18 protein-coding genes are annotated in these 24,397 nt (G+C 55.1%); 4 read left to right on the forward strand and 14 right to left on the reverse strand.

What is annotated here, in order from left to right:
* Nucleotides 1–48 precede the first annotated feature (48 nt).
* The 3 genes from glnD to RB_RS05890 all read right to left on the reverse strand — a co-directional run bounded on the left by glnD (nt 49) and on the right by RB_RS05890 (nt 3,735).
* The gene (glnD, locus tag RB_RS05880; RefSeq protein ID WP_007325417.1) at nt 49–2,700 is read right to left on the reverse strand and encodes a [protein-PII] uridylyltransferase; all 2,652 of its coding nucleotides are present in this window, start codon (nt 2,698–2,700) and stop codon (nt 49–51) included.
* Between the two features lie 9 nt (nt 2,701–2,709).
* On the reverse strand, nt 2,710–3,069 hold the full coding sequence (locus RB_RS05885; protein ID WP_007325418.1) for a P-II family nitrogen regulator: 360 nt from the start codon (nt 3,067–3,069) through the stop codon (nt 2,710–2,712).
* Between the two features lie 75 nt (nt 3,070–3,144).
* Nucleotides 3,145–3,735: a cob(I)yrinic acid a,c-diamide adenosyltransferase gene (locus tag RB_RS05890; protein WP_011119124.1), complete on the reverse strand. Its 591-nt coding sequence runs from the start codon at nt 3,733–3,735 to the stop codon at nt 3,145–3,147.
* Nucleotides 3,736–3,887: 152 nt separating this feature from the next.
* On the opposite strand from RB_RS05890, the gene RB_RS05895 reads away from it, so the two are divergent.
* The 3 genes from RB_RS05895 to RB_RS05905 all read left to right on the forward strand — a co-directional run bounded on the left by RB_RS05895 (nt 3,888) and on the right by RB_RS05905 (nt 7,516).
* The gene (locus RB_RS05895) at nt 3,888–4,346 is read left to right on the forward strand and encodes a bis(5'-nucleosyl)-tetraphosphatase (RefSeq protein ID WP_007338041.1); all 459 of its coding nucleotides are present in this window, start codon (nt 3,888–3,890) and stop codon (nt 4,344–4,346) included.
* A gap of 51 nt (nt 4,347–4,397) precedes the next feature.
* On the forward strand, nt 4,398–5,372 hold the full coding sequence (locus RB_RS05900; protein WP_011119125.1) for a cytochrome c: 975 nt from the start codon (nt 4,398–4,400) through the stop codon (nt 5,370–5,372).
* Nucleotides 5,373–5,671: 299 nt separating this feature from the next.
* Nucleotides 5,672–7,516 carry a chloride channel protein gene (locus RB_RS05905; protein WP_011119127.1) on the forward strand — a complete coding sequence of 615 codons (1,845 nt, stop codon included), beginning with the start codon at nt 5,672–5,674 and terminating at the stop codon, nt 7,514–7,516.
* A gap of 9 nt (nt 7,517–7,525) precedes the next feature.
* Here RB_RS05905 and RB_RS05910 read toward each other — a convergent pair whose 3' ends face one another.
* From RB_RS05910 to RB_RS05970, 10 genes are all read right to left on the reverse strand, one after another.
* The gene (locus tag RB_RS05910; protein WP_011119128.1) at nt 7,526–8,407 is read right to left on the reverse strand and encodes a LysR family transcriptional regulator; all 882 of its coding nucleotides are present in this window, start codon (nt 8,405–8,407) and stop codon (nt 7,526–7,528) included.
* Between the two features lie 262 nt (nt 8,408–8,669).
* Nucleotides 8,670–9,767 carry a glycosyltransferase family 4 protein gene (locus RB_RS05915; protein ID WP_011119129.1) on the reverse strand — a complete coding sequence of 366 codons (1,098 nt, stop codon included), beginning with the start codon at nt 9,765–9,767 and terminating at the stop codon, nt 8,670–8,672.
* 22 nt (nt 9,768–9,789) lie between these two features.
* A complete protein-coding gene (locus tag RB_RS05920; RefSeq protein WP_231846263.1) occupies nt 9,790–11,535 on the reverse strand; it encodes an alpha-amylase family glycosyl hydrolase in 1,746 nt (581 codons plus the stop codon).
* 42 nt (nt 11,536–11,577) lie between these two features.
* Nucleotides 11,578–13,023 carry a glycoside hydrolase family 130 protein gene (locus RB_RS05925; protein WP_011119131.1) on the reverse strand — a complete coding sequence of 482 codons (1,446 nt, stop codon included), beginning with the start codon at nt 13,021–13,023 and terminating at the stop codon, nt 11,578–11,580.
* Nucleotides 13,024–13,029: 6 nt separating this feature from the next.
* Nucleotides 13,030–15,306 carry a glycosyltransferase family 4 protein gene (locus RB_RS05930; RefSeq protein ID WP_011119132.1) on the reverse strand — a complete coding sequence of 759 codons (2,277 nt, stop codon included), beginning with the start codon at nt 15,304–15,306 and terminating at the stop codon, nt 13,030–13,032.
* 3 nt (nt 15,307–15,309) lie between these two features.
* Nucleotides 15,310–16,380: a glycoside hydrolase family 130 protein gene (locus tag RB_RS05935; RefSeq protein WP_164921587.1), complete on the reverse strand. Its 1,071-nt coding sequence runs from the start codon at nt 16,378–16,380 to the stop codon at nt 15,310–15,312.
* Nucleotides 16,377–18,164 carry a phosphoenolpyruvate--protein phosphotransferase gene (gene ptsP / locus RB_RS05940; protein WP_231846264.1) on the reverse strand — a complete coding sequence of 596 codons (1,788 nt, stop codon included), beginning with the start codon at nt 18,162–18,164 and terminating at the stop codon, nt 16,377–16,379. Before ptsP ends, RB_RS05935 begins: the two co-directional genes overlap by 4 nt.
* A gap of 611 nt (nt 18,165–18,775) precedes the next feature.
* Complete coding sequence (locus tag RB_RS05955; protein WP_164921589.1) at nt 18,776–19,198, reverse strand: hypothetical protein; 423 nt, start codon at nt 19,196–19,198, stop codon at nt 18,776–18,778.
* Between the two features lie 260 nt (nt 19,199–19,458).
* Nucleotides 19,459–20,613: a prenyltransferase/squalene oxidase repeat-containing protein gene (locus RB_RS05960; protein WP_011119138.1), complete on the reverse strand. Its 1,155-nt coding sequence runs from the start codon at nt 20,611–20,613 to the stop codon at nt 19,459–19,461.
* Between the two features lie 238 nt (nt 20,614–20,851).
* Nucleotides 20,852–22,237 (reverse strand): hypothetical protein, encoded by a 1,386-nt coding sequence (locus RB_RS05970; protein ID WP_164921591.1) that lies wholly within the window; start codon nt 22,235–22,237, stop codon nt 20,852–20,854.
* 133 nt (nt 22,238–22,370) lie between these two features.
* Here RB_RS05970 and RB_RS05975 point away from each other — a divergent pair, with 133 nt between their 5' ends.
* Complete coding sequence (locus RB_RS05975) at nt 22,371–23,663, forward strand: PQQ-like beta-propeller repeat protein (protein ID WP_164921592.1); 1,293 nt, start codon at nt 22,371–22,373, stop codon at nt 23,661–23,663.
* 157 nt (nt 23,664–23,820) lie between these two features.
* On the opposite strand, the gene RB_RS05980 is transcribed toward RB_RS05975, so the two are convergent.
* Nucleotides 23,821–24,324, reverse strand: coding sequence for a TFIIB-type zinc ribbon-containing protein (locus RB_RS05980; protein WP_231846265.1), 504 nt, complete (start codon nt 24,322–24,324; stop codon nt 23,821–23,823).
* Nucleotides 24,325–24,397 lie beyond the last annotated feature (73 nt).

A 24,397-nucleotide genomic window follows, 5' to 3' on the forward strand; every position in this document is an offset into this window, starting at 1 on the left:
CCCAGCAAGCCGAGCGCAAACTCACGAGGGGTACCACCGTGATACGGTCTACGGGAGTGGTTTTCGGACGGCGTCGACCAGGGCGTTTCGGATGGTTTCTTGTCGGTCCGAATCAGTGATGGGACTGCCGTCCGGGTTAGTGACGTAGAACACGTCGGCGATCTGATCCAGGTGCGTGTCGATCTTTGCGAATTGAATCACGACATCGAGTTGAGACAACGTCCCGGAGATGTCTGATAAAAGGCTGGGGCGGTCGTAGGTGAACATCGACAAAATGGTCTGATGGTCGAAGGTGTCGTTGTCAAAGAGCACCTTGGTGGGCAGCAGCAACACACTGGAGGGTTCCTTCGCACCCTGCGTTTGCCAGACTCGTCGTGGAGTCGGCATGACTGAATCGGGATCATCGAGGGCCTTGGTGACAACGCGACAAACCTCTTCAATTCGTGATTCGGGTTGGCGTTGCTTGAGTTCCGGATCGTTGACCCAGAATTGATCCCAAAGCAAATCTTCGCCGACTGTTTCGACGTTGGCTCGCATGATCGAAAGGCCGCATGCACTGAACGCCGCGGTGATTCGGGCGAACACACCGACCCGGCGTTCGCCTTGGCGAAGCACGATCGTGTATCGCACGGCGGATGCGGCGGGGTCGACCGCGCCGGCGCAATAGCACCCGGGATTGTGGGTCAGCCATTCGCCGACTTGATGCATCTCGTGGATCAGGTCGTCGGTTGAATGTTGCCGCAGCAGCGACAAAGGCATGTCTTTGGCGAATTCGATCAACGACGGATCGAGTTTCTTCTCGGCGAGAGATTCCTTCACCTGTTCAATTTTGGAATCCAAGTCAGCTTCGTTTTCGCCCGGGAGGTTTCCGGTTTCGAAGTAGCGACGAGCGCGAAGGTACAAATCTTCGATCAAGCCCATCTTCCAATCGTTGAGCACATCGGGGCCGACGGCCTGCAGGTCAGCGACGGTGTGGATGAGCAGCAGTTCCAGTCGCGAGATCGAGCCGACTTCGGCCGCGAATTTATGGACGACCTCGGGGTCGTTCAAGTCGTGACGAAACGCGACTTCGTTGACGAGCAGGTGTTTGTGAATCAGCCACTGCAGCGTGTCTTTGTCGTCCGCACTGAGGTGGAACAGGTCAGCGACGTCGCCCGCGATTCGGCGGCCCACTTCGCTGTGGTCTTCCTCGTAACCTTTGCCCAAATCATGGATCAGCAACGCGAGGTGCAGCAATCCTTTGTCTTTGAGTCGCCGGTAGCGACGGCCCATGGCGTTTTCGGCATCGATGAAATCGGTCGCTGCTTCCACCGCTCGGATACAGTGCGCATCGACGGTGTATTTGTGATACGCATTGAATTGCAGCAAGCCTCGACAACGCCCCATCGCGGGGATCAATTGGTCGAGAATTCGGAGTTCGTGCAAACGTCGAAGTAGCGATGCGAGTCGACCGGGATCTTTTAACAATTCTAAGAACGCATCCACGGCGGGTTGATCCGGCGGAGTCGCCTCGCGGTCTTGCATTGATTTGCGGATCGCTTGCCAAGTCGGGTGAGCGATCCGGCGCGAATGATGATTCGCCAATTGGATCAAACGCAAAACGTCCGGCAGGCTTTGTGCGAACTGTTCGAGCGTGTTTGATTTGACCCAAATATGGGTCGGCCCCATGCGGATGTTTTCGTCGATCCGTCGCGACATGACGGATTCCACCGCGCCGGCGGCACGCGAACGGATGCGTGTGTCGTCATGGAAGTAAGCGGCAACGTAACGAACACCGCGAGTGTGTTCGAAATAATCCTGCATGAAGTCTTCGACCGGCAGCACACCCGACCGGCCCTGGTATCCCCAATCTTCGGCGATGTCCAACTGAGTTGGCCGATCCAAAACGTCTTGGGCTCGTTTGGTGCGAAAGTGCAATTCATGGCGAAGCCGAAGCATGAACGCGTGGGCTCGTCGCAGCGTGCCGTAGTCTTCGTCCGATAACGCGTTGAGTTTGTTGAGTTGTTCCAAACTGGTGGCGCCGTGGGTTGCGAACCCGAGCCAGCGAACCAATTGGATGTCTCGCAGGCCACCGCGTGAACGTTTGACGTTGGGACGCAACAAGTAGTTGGTTTCGCCCCATTTGTGTCGCTCTTCTCGGCGAGCCATCAGCGATTGATGATTCAGATAGTTTCGGCGGCGGCGAGCACCGGCGCGAAAACGATCGAAGTAACGGTCAAAGGTTTGTTCGTTACCAAAGCACAATCGCGATTCCGTCAGCGAAGTGTAAATTTTGGCATCAGCCCAAGCCAACGTGCAGCATTCGCGGGGCGTGCGAACGGAGAAGCCGCAGTCGATCCCGGCATCGGTGATGTCGCGGACGAATGTGCTGGCGACTTGAGCCGCAGCGGCTGCGCTTCGCCGAGTGGTCAGCAACATCAAATCGGCGTCGCTGTATGGCGAAAGATCGCGACGACCGTAGCCGCCGTGGGCAACCAAACTCAATTGAGAGAGTTGCGAGGCTTTGACACTCGAGGAGGCACGCTCGAGCGAATCCTGCCAAATTTTCTCGATGACATCGTCATAGAGATCCGTCAGCGCGGTTGCCGTCTGAACACTGGGCAAACCGGCTCGAAATCGAGACTCGATACGACCGCGTCCATCATTCAGTCGGTCACGGCATTGCCGTGCCAACGAAGGAAGTGAACCAGAGGACGCCATCAGGGAAGCTTATAGCGCTTCTTCGCCACGCTCGCCGGTGCGGATGCGAACCGATTCTTCGAGGTTGGTGACGAAGATCTTTCCGTCGCCAATTTGTCCGGTTTGGGCAGTTTGCAGAATGGTGTCGATCACCGTTTGCAGGTTGTCACTGGTGCAAACCACTTCGATTTTGACCTTGGGGACGAAATCGATGGCGTACTCGGTGCCGCGATAGATTTCGGTGTGACCTTTTTGGCGACCAAATCCGCGAACTTCGCTGACGGTCATTCCGTGAATCCCCTGCTCGGTCAACGCATTCTTGACGTCTTCGAGTTTGAAGTGACGAACAATGGCTTCGACTTTTTTCACAGGAGCGGCTCCGACAAACATGCGAACAGAGAATTTCAGAACATTGTACACTCGCCACGTCATTGAACCAGACGGGCAAGGCGAAGACGAGCAATCTCAGGGTTTTTCCCAGATTTGATCCGGAACATTCAGAATTTGGTTCACCAATCGGGACACAACAAACAACCAGTCGCTCAATCGGTTCAGGTAAATAATCACGGTGTCGCTGATGGGGGTTTCGGTTTGGACGGCGTCAGCCAGCGAAATGACCCGTCGTTCCGCACGTCGGCAAACCGCTCGCGAAAGGTGCACATGGGACGCCAAAATCGAGCCTCCCGGAAGAATGAATTGCTTTAGCGGCGGCAGTTGCTGCTCGGCATCGTCGATCCAATCTTCGATCCGTTGAATGTGAACAGGGCCGATCACGCGTAGGTCGAATTGGTCCGGGTGTGGCGAAGCGAGTTCGGCACCGATCGAAAAAAGTTCGTGTTGTACCTGAGCGATTCGAGCATCCAATTCGCTCAATCCGTCATTTGCGGCCGTCGCTTCGCCAGCGGATTCTTTTAATGCCGAACGAACTTGGCCAAGCGTCGCATTCAGTTCATCCACGGTTCCGTACGCTTCGATGCGAGTGTCGTCTTTCGCCACCCTTGGTCCACCAAACAAACCTGTGGTCCCGGAGTCGCCCGTGCGAGTGTAAATTTTCATGATTCGTTGCGTATGGTTTCGTGGCAGTGAATTGGTAGCGGTCAGGATCTTCGTGGGTCGTTGATCGGACTGGTTTTGGCGGTTGGATGAGTCAAGGTTTGGATGCCGTGGGGTTCAGTCCACGACCCGAACCGGTTTTGCATTGGAGCAAGATGGCAAGTGGGAAGAAAGAACCGGCACCGCCGACGGTGTGTGCCGCGGGTGTGTTGTTGTTGACTCGAGAATCGTCGCCACGATTCTTATTGATGCGGCATCCCGACCGGTGGGACTTGCCGAAGGGGCATTGCGATGAGGGCGAGGATTTTCTGACGGCGGCCAAACGCGAATTGGTTGAGGAGACCGGAATCGATGCCAAGGTGTGCGAATTTGATCCGGATTTTCAGTTTGATCTGCACTACCCGGTCACCTATCGCAAGCAACCGGACAAAACGTTCCAAAAGCACGTCCGGTATTTTTTGGCGTTCTTACCGCAAGTCGTTAAAATTGAACTGACCGAGCACGAGATGTCGCGATGGTGGCCTTGGTCGCCTCCGCATCAGATTCAGTCGCAAACGATCGATCCGTTGCTTGCCGCGGTTGCTGATCACTTGTCCGCGAAACAGTCCGGCTGAAACCGGCGATAAAGATTTCCTTCATCGAAGTTCTCTTTTCATTGAGACCCCATGCAATCGCGCTGCTTTCCTTGTTTACCAGCCACCTCGGTTGCAATTGCGTTTTTGGTTGCGTTTGGATTTTTGGCTGAAGTGGGATCCACGGCAATCGCACAGGAACAGCGGGCTCGTCCGCCGAAGTTTGACGCCGATGAAGTTTCGCGAGTCTTCTTTGCTGACCCGTCGACCGCGTTTCGTGGTGAACGTCCGTCGCTGGCGAATCTCCGAGACGCGGGGGCTGAGAAAGTGATGGCACAAGCGGAAGCAGCCGCGGAAGAGAGTTCGGGTGGCGGGTCGAAGTGGGGCAAAATCGTTTCGCCGCTTTCGTTGGAAGACGAGATCAAGCGAATCAAGCTTCGATACGATTCGGTCATCACCACTCCGGGGGCGTTCAATGGCGGTGGCTATCAAGACGCTCGTTTGAATTTGACTGTTTTGGCGACGCTGTTTGCTGTTGTTTCGGATCACAAAGAGGATGTTCGTTGGAAGTCGGATGCGCACACAGCACGCGACGTGATGGCCCGAACCGCTCGCAATAGCGCGGCCGGATCGACTCAGGTCTACAACGAAGCGAAACTTCGCAAAGCCGATTTGCAAGATTTGGTCAGTGGAGCCGGTATCACGGCGACGCAGAAATCAGAGAAGGTTAACGAGTGGCACATGATCGCGGACCGTTCACCGTTGATGGAATATGCGGAGCAGTTGCTTGATACTTTGGGCGATCACACACGGGACGCCGCCGCGACGCAAGAAAACCTGGACGCGGTCAAACGCGAAGCGGAGTTGCTTGCGATGTTGGGCGAGGTGTTGGTGCAAGAAGGAATGGATGACTACGACGACCCGGACTACGCCGAGCTGAGCCGTGCGATGACGACGAGTAGCAGTGGCGTGGTCAGTGCAATCGAACGGCAAGATTGGGATGGAGTGCGATCGGCGGTCGGTGATGTGACCCAAAGCTGTGCGGCTTGCCACGAGCAGTATCGATAGTCGGCAGGTGACGGGCATCGTCGGATATCGGGTGGGCTGGATTTCAGGCGGGCTTAGATATTGAGTTGCGGGTTGGATATCTGGCGTTGGTGAGCTTGGTCGCTACGACGGACATTGCATGACGATTGCGAGCGATGTTGATTCATTTCAATAGTTTCCCAGAGCGTCACTGGAAAATTTTGGCTTGGGGCCGTTTAATGAACGCCGCTTGGGGTGAGCCTTGATTTGTCTTGGATGGGAACGCACCAAGCCCGCACTTTGTGTCCTTTCCCCCGTGAGACAAACACCCCGACCGCCTTGTGAACAAGATCCGTGAGTTTCTAGAAGTCTTCGGGCAATCGTCTGGAAAGTGGATCGTGCTGGCGTCCATGGTGGGTGTGTTGGTTGGGATTGGAGCGATCGTTTTTGATCGTTTGGGCCGTGTCGTCGTGCGTTTTGCCATGGCTCAGTTCACCGGTTACGCACCGATGGAAGCCGCTGGCGAAGAAGCCGTGATGATGCCGGCCGACGCGGTGTTCTCGCCGTGGATGCTGGTGCTGGTGATGACCCTGGGGGGACTCGTTTCCGGAACAATCGTGTACTGGTTCGCTCCGGAAGCGGAAGGATCCGGTGCGGATGCGGTCATCGATGCATTCCACAATCGTCGCGGAAAAATGCGGGCGCGGATTCCGCTGGTCAAAACCATCGCGTCAGCGATCACGCTGGGGACCGGAGGTTCGGGCGGTCGTGAAGGACCGATTTCACAAATCGGTGCTGGCTTGGGATCAGTGTTGGCCGACCGGCTGAAGTTGTCACCGCGTGACCGCCGGATTCTGATGGCCGCGGGTATGGGCGCGGGCGTCGGTGCGATCTTTCGCGCGCCATTGGCCGGTGCTGTTTTTGCAGCGGAGATTCTGTACAGCGATTCGGACATGGAAGCCGATGTGATCGTGCCTTCGGCGACCGCTTCGATTGTTGCCTACAGCTTGTTCACTCAAGCGTTGCCAATTGAGTTTCGCTACATGCCACTGTTTGGTGATGATTTGCATCACACGCTAACCTCGCCGTTGGAGTTGTTGCCTTACGCGTTTTTGGCGATTGCGGTCACGATTGTTGGGGTGGTCTACGTCAAATTGTTTTCGGGAACGCGACGACGATTTTTGGAGTTGCCACTGTGGCCGCATATCAAACCAGCCATTGGTGCAATTATGGCCGGTTTGGTTGGGATCGGATTGTTTCGCATGGTCGGCAACAACATGCACGCGTTGGGAGTCTTGGGAACCGGATACGGAACGCTGCAGTTGGCGCTGACGAATGCGGCGGAGCTCGGAATTCCGATGTTGTTGATCATCGTGTTCGCAAAGATCGTGACCACCGCATTGACGATTGGTTCGGGTGGGTCCGGCGGTGTGTTCGGTCCGTCGATGGTGATCGGAGGTTGCTTGGGAGCCGCGATTGGCCTTGGTTTCCAAGCGATGTTCCCGAGCGTGGTGACTCAGCCAGAAGCGTATGCGGTGGTTGGAACGGCGGGTTTTTTTGCGGGCGTTGCGAGAGCACCGATTTCAACGATCATCATGGTCCGTGCTTTGACGGGTGATTTCGGGTTGCTGGTGCCAACGATGTTGGTGACGACGCTCAGTTTTGTGATGTGCAGTCGCTGGCGTTTGTATCATTGGCAAGTTCCCACGAGGATGGATTCGAAGGCTCATCGTGGCGATTTCATCGTCGACGTTCTCGAAGGGCTGAAGGTGGGAGATGTGTTTGACCCGAATCGAAAGGTGTTGCTGATCCCGGAAGCGACGACCCTGGACGAGATCGTTCACTGTTTGGCAGACAACCAGCAGCACTATTTTCCCGTGGTGGACAAGCAAAAACGGATTGTCGGTATCTTCAGTGATGATGACGTTCGGACTTACCTGTACAACGATTCGATTTGGCGGCTGGCAGTTGCGAACGACGTCATGACCACCGATTTGGTCAGCGTCACCCCAGAAGACGATTTGAATACGGCGCTGAAGCGTTTCACGTCGTTGAACTTGGAAGAATTGCCGGTGATTGATATCGATGAGCCAGGCAAGTTGCTTGGGATGCTGCGTCGCAAGGAAACGATCGCGGCCTACAACCGCCGTTTGGTCGAGCACAAACAAACCGCTGAAGACGCATAGCCATTCACGTCAGAAGTTCTTTGAGTACTCGCAAAGTCGATCGCGAAATTCTGCGAACAGGCGGCTTTGAAATCGATATGGGTTGGTCACGCATACGATCCGTCGCGTTGGTCGTGGACTGACGAACGACTTGTAAACTCGCCGTTTGCTGCGATCCAAGCGTCGGGCCATCTCGGGGATCATCGAGATTCCGTGTGACAGAGAGACCAATTCCTGGACGGTTGCCAATTGGTTGGCTCGTTCAACCGCAACGGGCAAAAACGAACGTTGCCGGCAAAACGAATGAATGTTCTCGGACAAGCAGTGGGCTTCGTCCAGCATCACGAACGGTTCTTCTTCCACATCCTTCATGCTGATGCGGTCTTTGTCGCAAAGCGGATGATCGGGAGGAAGGAGCAAGCACAGTTCTTCCTCCATCAACGGTTTGACCTCGACGTATTTTTCCGAGATCGGTTCGGCAAGGATCGCCAGATCGATTTCGCCCTGCTTGATCCGCTTCAGAAGTTCGTCGGTCGTGTTCTCGTGGACGATCAGTTGCGATCGGGGAAACGCGTTGGAGAATTGCTTCAGTAGGTTCGGCAAAAAGTACGGCGCGATCGTGGGAATTGCCCCGATTCGGATCTTGCCGGTTTCTCCATCGTCCGTGATTTCCGCACGCGTGTCTTCCAGGATTCGAAGGATCTGCGTGGCACTGCGTTGAAACAACAATCCCGCGTCAGTCAGTTCCACCGAGCGAGGTTTTCGTTCAAAAAAAGGTTGCCCAAATTCTTCTTCGAGTCGCTGGATCGATCGACTCAGCGCCGGTTGTGACAGGTTCATTCGCGTGGCTGACTCGGTGAAGCTTTTCGTTTCCGCAACGCTTTGGAAGTACTTCAGTTGGTCAATGTCCATCGAATCATCACAAGCAGAAAACGGATCAAGCAGCGGCGAGGTCGGCATCCAGTCTAGATCGAAGCGACGCCGGGCGGCTACCTTAGGCTCCGACCGCTCGTGGCGGCACCAACTGTTCGATGAACTCATTGCGGGAGCGATCTGCCAGAGTTGCCAGTCGACGCGTGTCGAAGACCAACTGAACTGAGATTGAGGCTGAAGTTTATATTCTCGATCGGTTCGCAACCAACGGTGTGCTGGGCGGTATTGCGTACCGGCGACATCAGGGGCTTGTGCCTAAGATGCGTTGATAAATGGCAACGTAGCTGTCGGCCATTCGGTCGATTGAGAAACGATCGACGACGGATTGGCGAACGGCGACACGGTCGAGTTCGTCGATTCGCTCGATCGCCTGCACCGCTTCTTGCAAGTTGTTGACCAATAAGCCGGTCACGCCGTGTTCGATCAGTTCGGGCATCGATCCACGATTGTTGGCGATAACGGGCGTGCCGCACGCCATGGCTTCGATGACAGAAAGCCCGAATGGTTCGTCGAAGTTGATCAGGTGCAACAAGGCACGAGCATTGCCCAACGCATGGAGTCGTTCCGGACCGCCGATGACACCGTGATAGGTCATGCTGACGCCATCGTCCGTGGGTGCGACGTGCATGTCGTGGTAGTGTTCGTCTTGCACGATGCCGTACATGTGCAGTGGAAGCTTGCTGAGACGGGCGGCTTCAATTGCCTCTGCCGCTCCCTTGTCAGGATGAATTCGTCCGAAGAACAATAGGTCTTCGCCGCGTTCGGGTTGAAATGGGAAGTCATCGATGGGGATTCCGTGGTGAATCGTAGCTGCGTATCGCAGACTGGGATGTCGGTCCGCGTCGCTGATCGCGATGTAGTGAACCAGGTCTTGGTACTCCTGGTACATCGGCAAAATTCGGTCGGACGAGAATCCATGAATGGTGGTGACGATCGGAGTGTCGATCAGTCGGGCAAAAGCGTGGGCGGGAAAGTCTGCCTGATTGTGGATCAAGTCAAACTGGTCGGCTTGTTCGAACAGGTGGGCAAGATGTCGAAACTCCCACACCTTGGCATCGATCGATGCGTCTTCGCTGTACGGAGCCGGAACCACACCAGCAAGCTTTCCCGATGTTTTGCTGTCGAGGGTGGCGAAGAGGGTCACGTCGACGCCGCGTTTGACGAGAGCCTCGGTCAGCATGCTGGTGACCAATTCCCACGGACCGTAGGCACGCGGTGGTGTTCTCCAAGCGATCGGGGCCAGCATGGCTATTCGCATCAAAGGTTCGCTTTCTGATTCGTGGCGAAGAAGTTGGTTGAGATGCAAGATGCCGGAGATGGATTGATCGGCGGTTTGCACTTGGAGTGGACCTGCGATGCGGTCATGAAACTTGCCCGGATTGATCTTCGTTGTCTACCAATTGCAGAAGCAGCCCTTCGTTTGGTACGAGAGTTCCATCGATTGCTCGAGGAGACACGGTGGAACAGAGCACCGTGACGAGGGCAGCTTTCGACGGCACCGGCAACGATCGGGTTTGCTCACTGAGGTTCAGCGCGATCAACAGGTGTTCGTCGCCGTGTCTTCTTTCGAAAGCGAGCACATCATCGTCGGAATCGAGAAGTGTGAAGTCGCCGTTCGATAACGCAGCGTGGCTTCGCCGAAGCGAGAGCAGTGTTCTGTACAAATTCAAAATTGACTGTGGATCAGCCTCCTGCGTCGCAACGTTTCTTTGACGCCAATCAGGATTGAGCGGGAGCCACGTGTCGTTGACGCTGAAACCGGCGAAGGCGGAATCGTCCCAAGGCATCGGCGTGCGAGATCGATCTCGTCCGATATTCAGTTCAGGTTGCCGTAAATCCTGAGGGTCGCGAATTTGATCGCGAGGAATGGGGACCTCACCAATCCCAATTTCGTCGCCTTGATAGAGCGTGGGCGTGCCACGCAGGGTTAGCAGCAGCATGGCGGCGACTCGGGATTGAGCGTCACCAAGTCGGGCGGCAATGCGAGGAGCATCGTGACTGCCCAAAACCCAGTTCGGCCATCCAAAGTTTGGAAGGGACGCTTCGTAGTTAGCGATCACACGTCGGAGGGTTGGAGCGTTCCACTCGCATTCGATGAGATGAAAGTTGGTCGGCAGATGTACCTCCGGTCGTTCTTCCGTCCCAAACCATCGCGCGAGTCGATCATTGGGCAGGCTGATCTCACCAATCAAAACGCGATCACCGTAGTTGTCCGCCAAAGTGCGAAACTCAGCCGCGATTGAATGGGCTTCTGGTTGGTCGGTGGAGTGCAGCTGAATCAGCTGGTCACGCTGTGTACGGTCAGACGTCCAGTCCGGATTGATCGGATTGTCTCGAAGAGCGGCGTCTTTGACGATGTGCCAAAGCACGTCCATGCGAAATCCATCGACACCGCGATCCAACCAGAACCGCAGGACATTCATCATCGCCTCACGCAGTTCGGGATGACGCCAGTTGAGATCGGGTTGCTGCGGAAGAAAGGCGTGCAAATAGTATTGCCGGGTCGTTGCGTCCCATTGCCAAGACGAGCCACCGAAATCGCTGATCCAATTGTTAGGTGGACCGCCGTCAGCTGATGCATCTCGCCAGATGTACCAATCCCGCTTGGGATTGTCGCGAGATGAACGGCTCTGGACAAACCATGGATGTTGATCTGATGAGTGGTTCGGAACAAAGTCCATCAGAAGCTTGAGACCACGCGAATGCATGGCGGTGAGCAACCGATCGAAGGCTGTCAGATCACCGAACAACGGATCAATGCCGCAGTAGTCCGAGACGTCGTAACCGAAATCGAACATCGGCGAAGGATAAATCGGTGAAAGCCATACCGCGTCAACTCCGAGGCGAACCAGATAGTCCAGCCGTTGCTTGATACCTGCCAGATCGCCCACACCGTCGGCATTGCTGTCTTGGAAAGACCGCGGATAGATTTGATAGATCACACCGGTTTCCCACCAGCGACGTTCGGCTGGTTTCGACGGAGCAGATTTTTGTGAATGCGTTTTGATAGTGAAGGGATGCCTTGGTCGGTTGTGAGGCGTAAAATTCGAATTGGCAAAACGCGGGGCGATTGCCTGTTGCTGCATTTCGTACTCGACAGTCGCCATGTTCCGCCCATGCAAACGCTTGGCAGCCAGCGAATAGCAATGTCAGATCATCATCGCGAGAAGCTCTTTGAGCTCGATGGTGGCGAAGGTTGTTGCGTAATCCGACATCGCATAAGGAATCACCAAGTGGTTTTGATGGATGATTGCGCCGCAGGTGTAGACCACATTCGGAACGTATCCTTCTCGCTCGATTTCGTTGGGGGTGACCAAGGGCTCACGCAATCGTGCAATGACTTTGGATGGATCGTTCAGGTCCAGCAGCATCGCTCCGATGCAATACTTGCGCATCGGTCCGACACCGTGCGTCAGGACCAACCAACCGGCGTCGGTCTCGATTGGCGATCCGCAGTTGCCCATTTGGACGTATTCCCATGGCTCCGCAGGCTTGATGATCAGTTCGCTGGTGTGCCAGAAGTACAGCATGTCGGAGTACATCAAAAACAAATGCTCCCCGTCTTGCCGGCCTAACATCGCATAGTGACCATTGATTTTCCGCGGGAACAGTGCCATGCCTTTGTTGGCGACGGCAGGTCCGTTGAGCGTATGCATTTTGAAACGCAGGAAGTCCTTCGTTTCTAGTAGCTGAGGCAGTACCAATTGCCCGTCGTAAGCACTGTAGGTTGCGTAGTACCGACTGCTGCCATCGTCTTCCGTGAAGTGCACGAACCGTGCGTCTTCGATTCCATTGCTTTCCGTCGGACTGAATGGAAAAACAACCCGCTCGGAAAGTTCGTGGTCGGGGGTGTATTGAATTTCGTAATTCGATTTCGCAAGCATCACAACGCGGTCCACCAGCGGCGCCAATTCGTTGTGAATCGAACGGTGTTCACGCAGCGATGCTTGCAATCGCGTTTCCAATTCTTCGAGAGTGAATTCGGTCGGCAAGGCCGCCAGCACTTCATAGGTGAACGTGTTTCCCAGCCCAAGTTCAATCAACTTGCGTCGAAACAGATCGTTTTCATAACAAGAGTCGGGAACGTATCGGGGCGTTGTGACAAATCGCACCGGCTCATCAATCTCAATGCCAAGATCGCAATTGATCGTGCCGCTTCGAAAAACGATGGACGAGATATGGCCCTCGCCGACTGCTCGCAGACTCATGGCAAAACGTCGCGAACCCGATGGCAGATCGGATTGGTCGGGATGCCAAACGAGTGAGGGGTTGAATAATGCTGCCGATTCCAACGCGTACTCCTGAGTGAAGTACGCCCCCAACAGCAAACGCCGGTTCTCGCTCAGTGGCGTGTCAGTGAGCAAATGATGTTTGAGGTCTCGGAATCTTCGTTCGAAGTAGGCTTTGGGTTTTTGATGTCGACCGTGAAATTCCTCGAGGACATGAGAGATGAGTTGGCTGACCTCCACTTCGGACAACGTGCAGACACGTCCGATAATACGCAGCACGCGGTCGTCGCCGGGCGGCTGGAACGGTCGCAGGACGACACGTTGGCTGTTGGGCGATAGAACGATTCCGGTTCGTTTGATTGGCAAGATAGTTCAGTGAGTTGGATTGGCGACGACACGCAACGTGGTATGAAGGCCTCGCATCTCGGCGAGTGAAAGTAGGAATGCGAGTGTCGACTCAGCACCCTGATTCGCATTGACTTGGTTTTCCATCAAACCGTCGAAGCAACCGCCCGTCGATGGGTCGTAGATTGGTTGCCCAAGATCGTTGCGGCCCAAGAACCAGTCGAATGCCAAGTGCGCTTGTTCGGACCAGAATTTGTCCTTGGTAGCAGCAAACGCTTCGATGGAGGCTGAAACCATGGCGTGAGCTTCGATTGCTTGCTGGTCGAAGACTGCCGCGACTCCGCCCTCAGGACTGAATCCGTTGGAACCGATCGGACGGAAACGTCCTTGTGGAGAAAGTTGAACTTCGCAGAGCCAACGCAGGGACTTCATTCCAATGTCGGCGACGCGTTGATTGTCGAACCAGCGACCATGAGTGATCATGGACTGGGACAGCTTGGCGTTGTTGTATGTTGCGATCTTTTCAAACCAAGGCCAAGCGTCCGTGGCGGTGGCGTCGTACATGTCGGCCAATCGTTCGGCGAGCTGATGACTCATCGCCGCAGCAACACGATCGCCACTGTAGCGGCGGAGGTATTCGTGGATTCCGATGATCGCGAGGGCCCATGTTCTCGGTGAGGAGGTCTTTTCACACGCCGGAAGTGCTTGGTGAAACACTTCGCGTGCCCAGGCAACCAAATTCGCGTTGCTCGATCGGCCAATGCAAGTTCCCAACGCCCACAAAGCGCGGCCTTGCGAGTCGTCCGAGCCGTCGGTTTCGAGCCATTGCCGATCAAAGCTGAGGAAATTGCGAAAACGTCCGGTTTCTCGATTGAAGGCGTTGTTAAGGAACGCCGCGTAACGCGACGCCAACGAACGCACTTCGGTCGAATCTTTGCCTTGCTCCTCCAGCAGCACCGTCAGGATCAAGGCTCGGGCGTTGTCGTCGGTGCAATACCCGTGGGCATGATCAGGAATGGAATAGATCGCGTGTTGGACGACACCGGTTGAATCGCTGAGATGTTGCAAGTGATCCAGCTGCATTTGTGGCAGTGCCAATGGTTGCTCGTCCAACGTGCGGACGGCCAGTGGCTTCAAGGACGATGTTCGTTGGTCACGAGCCCGATTGAACGAATCAATGTACAACTGAGAAACGTGTTCCCACGTCATGTCCCGGCCAAGGTCATATGCTTTGTCACGCATCGCCAAGCGTCGGTCGTCGTCGCTCAACAGTCCGATCACTTCGCGAGCGATCGCGGATGGATCCGCGAAGGGAACCAGGACTCCGCGTCCGTCGGCGAGTAATTCTTCGGCGTGCCAGTAGGGAGTCGAGATGACCGCCTGGCCACACCCGAATGCGTAAGCGAGTGTTCCCGAGACGGCTTGTTCGACGTTCAGGTAAGGCGTGATGTACAGGTCGGCCGCACCAATGAATTCAGTCAGTTCTTCCAGTTCGACGAAACGGTTGTAGAAGCTGACATGCTTGGAAACCCCCAGTTCCTTCGCCATCCGTTCCAAGCTGATTCGATAGCGTTCGCCTTGTTCGCGAAGCAGACTGGGGTGAGTGGCACCCAGAATGATGTAGATGAAGTCTGGGAATTTCGCGACGATTTCAGGGATCGCTTTCAGTACGTGCTCGATTCCCTTTCCCGGTGAGAGCAGTCCAAAAGTCAGAGCGACGGGTTTATCCTCCACACCGAATTGTTCTTTGAGAACGCTTTGGTCGGTTTCAGGAGCCTCCGGAATGCCGTGAGCAATCACGTCGATCTGGTCGCTGTCGACCGAGTAGGTGTCCAGCAACGTTTGCCGACTGCGTTCGGTCATCACGACCAACCGAGTGGAAAGGCGAATGAGCTGCATCATCACGGCACGTTGGGCTTCGTTTGGTTCCGATAGAACCGTGTGAAGTGTCGTGACAACCGGCATCCGCACGTCTTGGAGAAGTGCCAAAATGTGGCTGCCGCAGGGGCCACCAAAGATGCCAAATTCATGTTGCAACGAGATGACATCCACGTTGCTGAAGTTCAAAAAGTCAGCGGCCGATTGGTATTCATCCAGTTCCTGATCGGCAACTTGGAATTGGACTTCGTTGTCATAGGCGTAACCGCCTTCGATGTCGTCGAGCGTGACAACGATGCATTCGGCGCAAGTCTCTCGGGCGACACCGATTCGCAAATCATGCGTGAAAGTTGCGATACCACATTTTCGTGGCAGGTAGTCACCGACGAAGGCTATCTTCAGAAGGTCATTTGATATCATTGACATGGTTTACTTGTGGGGAATGCGTTCGAGCGAATCCAGAACGGATTGCTTTGAAAGCTGAACCGATGCCACGCAGGCGTCGGCCGCTCCATAAAAAATTTGCAGGGCGTCGCCACGGTCCAGCATTGCGGTGGGAAAGACGACGTTGGGAACAAACCCGACGCGTTCGTGCTCCCTGATGGGTTGCAGCACCGGTTGTGGGGATCTGCCCAGCACTCGATTCGGGTGTTCGCGGTCCAGCAACAGGGCTCCCGTGGAATAGCTGCCAACCGTTCCGCTGGTGATCGGACGAGTGCAACCGTGATAGAGCATCAACCAGCCCTGGTCGCATTCGATTGGCGGCGTTCCGCTTCCGACGCGGTCGCCTTCCCAATCATGCACGCCATCCAGTACGAGTTCGTGGCGGCCCCAGTGAATCATGTCCGGCGATCGAGCCAACCAAATTTGAGGTGGGCGAAAGTGAGAGCGTGGATTCGGTCGGTGCAATGCAACAAAGTCGTCCTGGATCATTTCGGGAAACAGGACCACGTCCTTGTTCTCGCTGGGGAAGATGATCCCGTGTCGTTGAAAGTTCACCAGATCGTTCGAGGACATCAGTGCGGTCGCGGCACCCGATCGAGAAACCGCGACATAAGTGATCCAAAAAGTGTTTTCAATCTTGGTCACCCGCGGGTCTTCGATGCCGTATTCTTCCCAAGGTCCTTCCGGGAGGATCGTCGTGACAGACTGCCAACTTACTCCTTCGCGGTTTGTCGATCGAAAGAGTTGGAAATGGGAGGTGGACGTCAAACGCAAGTCACCGTTGCTTTTCATCGCAACCACTCGCGCGTCGACGATGTCCAAATCGGCGTTGTTGACCCAATCGATCTGCGTGGTACCGGATGAGGCCCACCGAGGGAGCGGCGTCCAACCTTTTCGCTGTTCCGTCGGAGCTTCCGCGACTCGGGCCATCATTACAAGATAATCGTCGACCGATGCCACCGCCGGATTGAAAACTCCAACGACTCGAAGGTCGGTTTGCGATGGTTGAATGTCGCACGGTTGCAAGATCACGGATTCGGATTGACGATCGATCATGAGCATGACTCGATCGCATCGATGGACCTTCCGGGGGCATTGCTGATCATCTGGTTCTTTGTTGCCAACCGCAGCAACTGTCGCACCTCTTGTGGACAACGACAATCTTGGGCCTTCAGTGCCAACGCACTCGCATGGGTTGAATCCATTTTCGCGATGGCCGTTCGAAGTTTTTCGGACCGCGAGGAAGTGACACTGAGTTCTCGAATTCCAAGACCGATCAGCAATTCCGCGAATTCAGGGTCGCCGGCTTCTTCGCCGCAAACGCAAACTGGGCAGTCCCACCGTTTCGCGGCAGAGGCGATTTGGTGAATGGCTCGCAAGACCGCCGGGTGCATTGCGGTCACCTGATCGTTTTCGGCCGACAGTTCACGGTCGGCCGCCAACAGGTACTGGGTGAGGTCGTTGGTTCCGATCGCGATGAAGTCGGCCAGTTCAAGGATCTCGTCCAGACAAAACAACGCCGCGGGCGTTTCGATCATTGCACCAATCTGAGGCCGCTTGAATGCGTTGCACTCTTCGACGACTTCGTCGACCATCGCGATGGCTTGTGAAAAATCATGGCCTCCGATCACCATCGGGAACAATATTTTCACGTCGGCGTCTTGTGCCACGCGGACGATCGCCGTCAGTTGAGAACGCAGTAAATCTTTTTCGGCGAGCGAAAAGCGAAGACCCCGCAAGCTCAAACTGGATGCATCGACATTTTCGTCTTGTGACAAAAACGGAGGCAGTTTGTCTCCTCCGAGATCAAATGTGCGGATGACCAATGGAAGGTCGCCCAAACGAGCGGCCATCTGTTCATAGAGCAGACGTTGGGATTCTGTGTCCGGTCGTCGTTCGGATTGAAGGTAAAGAAATTCCGTGCGGAACAAGCCGACTCCTGCCAGCCCATGATGCAGAACTTGGTCAAGATCGGCAGCCAGTCCGACGTTGCCGTACAGCATGATGTCGGTACCGTCGAGCGTTTGACATTTCGTGGCGGTCGCGGGATCGGAGTGGTTGGCTTGAAGGGAATTGGATTCGCGATTCGCAACTGCCATTCGCGAATCAAATTCAGACAGTTCCTGCTCGCTCGGTTCGGCGGTGACGAAACCAGCATCGCCATCGATCAAAAGCGTCATTCCGCTCGTGATTCGCTGAGTTGCATTTGCGATGCCGGAAACGGCGGGGATGCCCATCGATCGAGCGATGATCGCGGTGTGGCCCAGATTGCCGCCGACTTGGGTGACAATGCCGATGATGCCGGAGTTTGCCAACGCAATTGCATCAGATGGGGCGAGTTCTCGTGCGACGATGATTGCATTTTCGGGAAGTTCATCCAGACGGGTTGCTGTCATTCCCAGGAGATGCCGCTTCATCCGCTGACCGATGTCTCGAACATCCGTCTCGCGTTCGCGAAGGTAATCGTTGTCGATTTTGGTCAGTCGGCCGACGGTTTGGCAGATCACTGACTCCAGCGCATCCTCGACCCCAACGAGATCGTGAGAGATTCGATCTTTCACCAGCGAAGCGATTTCGCCCGCCATGGATGCATGAGCGGAAACCAAATCAATTGCCGAGGCGATGGATGTATTGCCCGTGGCGATGGACTTGAGGTCCTGAAGGTCTTGTTTGGACTTTTCAAGAGCGACGTCCATTCGGTCGCATTCGCCGGAAACGTTCGACCGTGAAATAGGATCTGAAACGTCGTCACTTGGCAGAGTGATCGTGCGTTGCAATTCATAGCCCAACACGACAGCGACTCCTTTGGCGAGTCCGATCGATAGTGAATTCCCTTCCATGCGTTTCATTCCATTTTCCTGTGAAAATCCCGTCTCGCGTAACCCTGCATGGATCAACTCATTCCGGCGATCACTTCACCGAAAGATTGTCCACCGATGGACCCCGCGTGCCGATAAGTTGGCGGATCGGAGACCGCATCGAGTTCGTACAGAGCGACGCTTGTCAGAGCCCCGCCGTTTGGCGATTTGCAATCTTCAATTCGATTGAGTTGCCGAAATGTGTCCCGGGTGATGAAGCACAGAATCTCAGCCGCAAATGAACCCTTCGTTGACAGTTGGTGGTGGCCGTCAAACGGTCCCCCTCGAAATTCAATCCAAGGTCCCGCGTTATCGCTGACGCGCAACATGGTGATGACCCCAGTGTTTTTGCAGTTGCCGAGAAAAGTTCAGTGAACTCAAACTGCCGTTGTGTTCGATTCGAAGTTGGGGGGCAAAATCGTTTTGGTCAAAAACGGAATTTGTATTTGATAGACCAAATCGGTGTGCATCAATCTGATGGAACGACTCATACTCACCATGACACAACAACCAACCCGAGCGGATCGTTTCGTCCCACTGGCTCGGGACGTCATCTGAGAGCGTTTGCCATTGTTGCATGGCACGATTGCCATTCATGCCGATGGCTCAGCCGAAGCGGAGAACGAAATCGCCTCCGCTTGATACTTTGATGTTGTTGAATCAAAGATGAACTTGTGAGAAAGGTTGACGGTCTTTGAGCCGAGCCGCATTGCTTCGAGAACATTTTGAAATGTCGCGCCATTGGCGGTCGTCTGTGTCGGCGATTCTGGATCGATCACCACCAGGTGCACATCGTCCGCGTTCTGATCAACATGCTTTTCTAGAAAGCGTTTGACCAACGGATACGGCGTCAATGCCAGCGAACTCGCCTTCAGGAACATGTCATATCGGGCTTTGTCGGAGAACCCGTAGATGACGACGGAATGGGCTTGCAGTGAAGTTTCCGTCATCGAAGGACAGGTTGGATACGCCGCGTCGTTCAAGACATAGCGTGGTGTGTTGGAAGTACCGTCCACGGAGATCGCCTCCTCAGGCCATCGATAGGCCTGCTGCGGTTTGTCTGCCGTAGAGAATCCACGACGAGAGCGAACTGCGGATCGCGAAAAGGGAGGTTTCAGTCGCGGATGCGAGGAAACAGCTGGCGGCACCTAAGTGCACGCTTCGCGCAGGCCAACGTTGCAAGCTACCACGATTCCTAAACAAGACAATCGCAAATTCAACGATGGGGGCTGAAAGCGGCCTTCGACAGAGAATCACCAATTCGTGCGATTCTCGTTCAGTCTGTTAACGGGGCCGACGTTGTTGACGGGGCCGACGTTTCGGTATCAAACGGCCAACCGGGAAGCTCACCGCAGCTTTGCAACGCGAGGATGGCGTAGGCCGTCCCTGTGTTCGAAATCAAGTTGCCAGCATCATTGACCGGCGAGCGTGTGAACCACTTGCCGCTTTCTCGCTGGTTTTCGAGCAACCACTGAATTCCTCTTCGCATTCGCGGATCGCTTGCGGGAATACCGAGTTCTCTGCTGATCACGATGACCGACCCAGTCCCATAAGCGTCACTGGTTTGCGTATCCAGTGGTTCACCATCGTTTCGCTCGAGACCATTCCAGTCGGTCAAGAAACCGGCCGTCGACCAGCCTCCGTCAGGAAGTTGTTTCGCGAGTAGTTCTTCCAGCGTTCTTTGACGCTCGTCCTCCGTCGCGATCCCATCGAGCCGTTTGGAACACCAGGCGATCATGGCACGATGATGCAACGACTTGGGCGGGTTGTTTTCGAAGTAGGTTCGCAGTTTGTCAGTTCCCGCCTGGGCGGCTTCCGTCTTGGAGTATCCATCCGGCGCGATGCCAACCGCGAGTGCAGCCAGTGTGACTCCGAAGTGATCATCGATTTCCATGGGGGCGTAGTCGCAGTCCGGCCAATCCCATCCGCCATCGGCACGCTGCGTGGTCCACAAAAAGTCCAAAACATCACGTGTGACTGGACGAAGGTGTCCGGTTGTTTGCATGTCGTTGAAAGTCAGACCGGCACCGACGACGATCACCCAAAATCCTTGGCTTTCGGTGGGATCCTTCTTTGTCCAACGCTCTGTTCGGTACCGTTCGAAGAACTCACGGACTTCGCCGGAGTCTTTTTGGACGGACGACAACGCCGGCCGGGCGAACATGTACGGCATGTTCGTGTGACAGGTCACACACTTCTTTTCTTTTTGCCAAGTCAATGAAGAGCGATCGAGGTAGATCGCAGCTTGCTTCGCCGAGAACGCTGCCGCGATCGGTTCGTCGGCATCAATCGAATCACGTTTGGATGGAACGGATTCCAGCGTGATGACTTCGGTTTGTGCTTGTGCATCCTTCGGAGAGGCAAGTGCCAACGACACGAGCGACACAAAGATAGCTCCCGCTATGGTGCGTTGGGGAGGTTGGAAACCCATGTGATTGATTCGCTTGTGGATGGAGGTGAGTGTTCAGAACCGGGGCTAGCAGCCTATTGGTTTAGTCGTATACCGAATGACAACCATAAGCCGATGGGCGTTAGCCCCGGTTGGCGTCTGACTAACCGCCGCTAACGCGGTACGGCTCATTCATTCAACAGCCCGCGAACGCCCAAACGGCTCACGGTGCCGCTTGCAATCGTATCGGTTGCCCCGCTTCAATGAAGAAGTCTAAGGTTTATTTGTTTGCTGGCGTTTTGGTTTGGACAGCCGTTTTAGCTTGGACAGCCGTTCTAGTTTGGACAGCCGTTCTAGTTTGGACAGCAATGCGATTTGGTTTGGGTTTGATGAACAGCACCTCGCCTCGTTCGATCCAACCTTTCCTCAAGTCGACGCGAAACCAGCCGTCACTGTTCTTGGGATGGAATCGGATCGCACTTCGTTGTCCGAACTCTTTCAAGTCGTATTGAGCCCATGACTTGCCCAAGTCGGGCGAATAGATAATCCCCGTCGCGTACGGCGACGCGGGAGCGTAATGAGCCGACAGAATCACGTCATCTTCGATGATCATGTTCGCGGATTCGTAATGCGGGTTGAACAGCAATTCGTGCTTGGTCGGATCCGCTAGATCTGCTGGAGCACAACGGAAGATGCCACGGTCATGAGGCATCGTGCCATTCTTGCCGTTGGCATCGGCCGCCCAGTAGAGTTGCCCGTCGACAAAGTTGATCCCTCCCGATTTGTACCGGGAGTTTGAATTGACAGACACCAAAACGGTCCATTCCCAAGAATCGTTGTTGGCGTCGTAGGTTCCACGAAGCCAGTGGCACTCTTGGTGGTTGTTGCCATCGGCATCGGTCCGATCATGGTCGCCGGTACAAGCGTAGAAAGCGTTCTCGGCCGGGTTGTAGGTCACGCAGTGGATATGTCGGCAAACCACTGGGTTATCGGGATTGCCAAGTTGATCATCGGGGCCGGCACCGGGTTGTTGGAATGTGGGGCTTTGTCCGAAGGAGTAAGCGATCTTGACGGTTTCGCCGTGGTCCGTCGAATAGTAGATGTTGATCGGAACCGGTCCGCCCAGCACGTTGCAGTAGTTGCCCCACACCAGCATCTCAGCTCCATTCACGTCCCAGGTGTGAACACCGTCGAGCGGATGATAGTACCAGCCCGGATTTTCGGGATCGATCGGTTGGTGCGGTCGGTAGTCGCTGCCGTCGGTGTCTTCAACAACTATCTCTTTGTATGAACTCAGATTGTCGGTGCTGAGAAAGAGGCGAGTGCGTGTTGCGAACAGGATGTTCCCGTTTCCGAGGATGCAGCTGAACGTGATCTTGTCAGCGTCGCGAAAAATGGCGTCGTGCGCCCAAGTCTGCCCATTGTCTTCGGACAAGTAGACTTTGCCCTGGCCAAAACCAAGCGCCTTGTTGTCTCTTTGGGAATCGATGTAGGGCCCCTCAGGAGCCAACCGGTACCAGAAGTGGGGCGTTTCGGAAACTCCTTCCTCATCGGCCCAGACTCGGTCGTTGGCTTGCAACAGCACGCCACTGCTGACCGCAGCAGAGAACAGCCAATCCCGCCGAGTCAATGAAAGGGAGGATTCACGTTCGGGGCGTCGCGTCATGGTGAACTCGGTGGTGCGGGGGAGCGGGGGACATCGATCACGACGGCTAATTCTAGCCGACCAAACATCGGCTATCATGGTTCGCGGTTCATTTCGTCAGCCCGCCTCCGCCATCCCTTGTGGCCCACTTCCCATGCTCAATTCCCGGTTCGGCAGCCTTGCCGTTTGCATTCCGTTGTTGTCAGCCATGCTTGGTTCGTTTGGCCCGTCGCCTCAATGCATCCTGGCGGAGGATTGGAACGTGTTCCGCGGACCGTGGGGAAATGGAATCGCCAACACAGACGCAAGCGTTCCAACGGAATGGTCACGCGAAAAGAACATTGCCTTTCGAACGGAGTTACCAGGTCAGGGTTGGTCGTCGCCTGTCATCGCGAATGATTGGATCTATGTTTCAGCGGCAATTCCGATCGACCAATCAACCGATCCGAAGACGACGGACTACGATTTGTCGCTGATCGTCTTGGATGCAAAAAGCGGCGATGTGCTGAAGACGGTGTCGCTGATGCGGCAGACGGCTGAGAAGAGCCCAAAGATTCACAAGAAGAATTCACACGCCAGCCCAACGCCCATCGTTGATGGCGACCGAGTGTTCGTGCACTTCGGTTACCAAGGGACCGCATGTGTTGATTTGGAAGGCAATGTGATTTGGAAAAACCGGGATCTGTTTTTCAAACCAGTTCACGGAAACGGTGGCACGCCGGTGTTGGTCGACGACAAACTGATCTTCACCTGCGATGGTGCCAGCGATCCGAAGGTGGTCGCGTTGGATGCAAAGACTGGCAAGATTGCTTGGGAAGTTGAACGTCCGAACGATGCGAATCGAAAGTTTTCGTTCTGCACTCCAGCGTTGATCGTCGTGAACGGTCAGAAGCAAGTGATCGCACCCGGAAGCGACTGCGTTTTGTCAATCGCTCCCGCGGATGGACGAGTGATTTGGCAATTGCTGTATTCGGGTTACTCGGTAATTCCAAAGCCGATCTATCACAACGGATTGGTTTATTTATCGACCAGCTATGACACGCCCAGCATGCTTGCCATCGATCCGACAGGCGAGGGCGATGTCACGGACACGCATTTAGAATGGTCTCTGAAAAAGAACGTTCCCCACACACCATCCATGTTGGCGGATGAGGAATGGATCTATTCCATCAGTGACGATGGAATTGCGATGTGTGTGGAAGCCGCCACCGGTGAGATCGTTTACAAAAAGCGAGTGGGCGGCGGTTTTTCGTCTTCGCCGGTGATGGTCGACAACAAGATCTACTACACCAACGAATCGGGTTTGACGACCGTCATCGCAAGCGGTCCCGATTACAAGGTCCTGGCAGAGAATGATTTGGGAGAACGCACCCTGGCATCCGCGGCAGTGCACGGCAACGCTTTGTTCATCCGTACCGCCGATGCGATCTATCGAATCGAAGAATGAGTCGAGCCGCGTTTGCTCGGCCGACTGCCGAATTTACCGCCTGCCAATTCGTACGTCGACTTGATTCGCGAGCAGGGGCATCGGCCGCGAGTGTTTGAGCGAATTGATGTTTCTTGCCAGAAAGGTCCTGGGCCAAGACGTCCTCGGGCGAGGTTTCTCAGCGGAGTCCGGGGGCTTCGGTGATGGAGGAGATCTCGCCGCAGTCCAGCCAAACGCTTTCGCATCGACCGCATGAGTCAATGGCGACGCGTCCGGGACCGGCATAGAAGAACGAGTCCATCAGTGTGCGGCACTTGGGGCAAGTCAACCGGGAGTGGTGATCGCGTGGACCATCCAACGCGGGATCAAACTCACCGGTTCGGTCGGGACCTTCGTAAGACTCCCGACGCTCGCGAATCAACCTGGCGAACGTGGAACGATTCAGCAGGACGCCCTGGCACCGTCTGCATCCTTGAATGGGATACTTGCCAAGCGATCCGAGTTCCAATTGAGTGTGGTCACAAGTCAAACAGGGTGTCTCCGCTTGTGTGCCCGTTAGGACCAAGCCATCGACGGAATCATTCAGCGGGGTCGCAACCGCTTCGCATTCGCAATACTCGCAGTAGTATCGTCCAGATCGTCCCATTCGCGTGACGGGGGCACCGCATGATCCGCAATTCATTGCTTTGTCTTCCACAATCCAACTGACTCGAAATGACCTGGCGTCCAGGCTTTGTATTTCGAAGCGTTGGTCA

The sequence above is a fragment of the Rhodopirellula baltica SH 1 genome, from assembly GCF_000196115.1.
GTDB classification, from domain to species: domain Bacteria; phylum Planctomycetota; class Planctomycetia; order Pirellulales; family Pirellulaceae; genus Rhodopirellula; species Rhodopirellula baltica.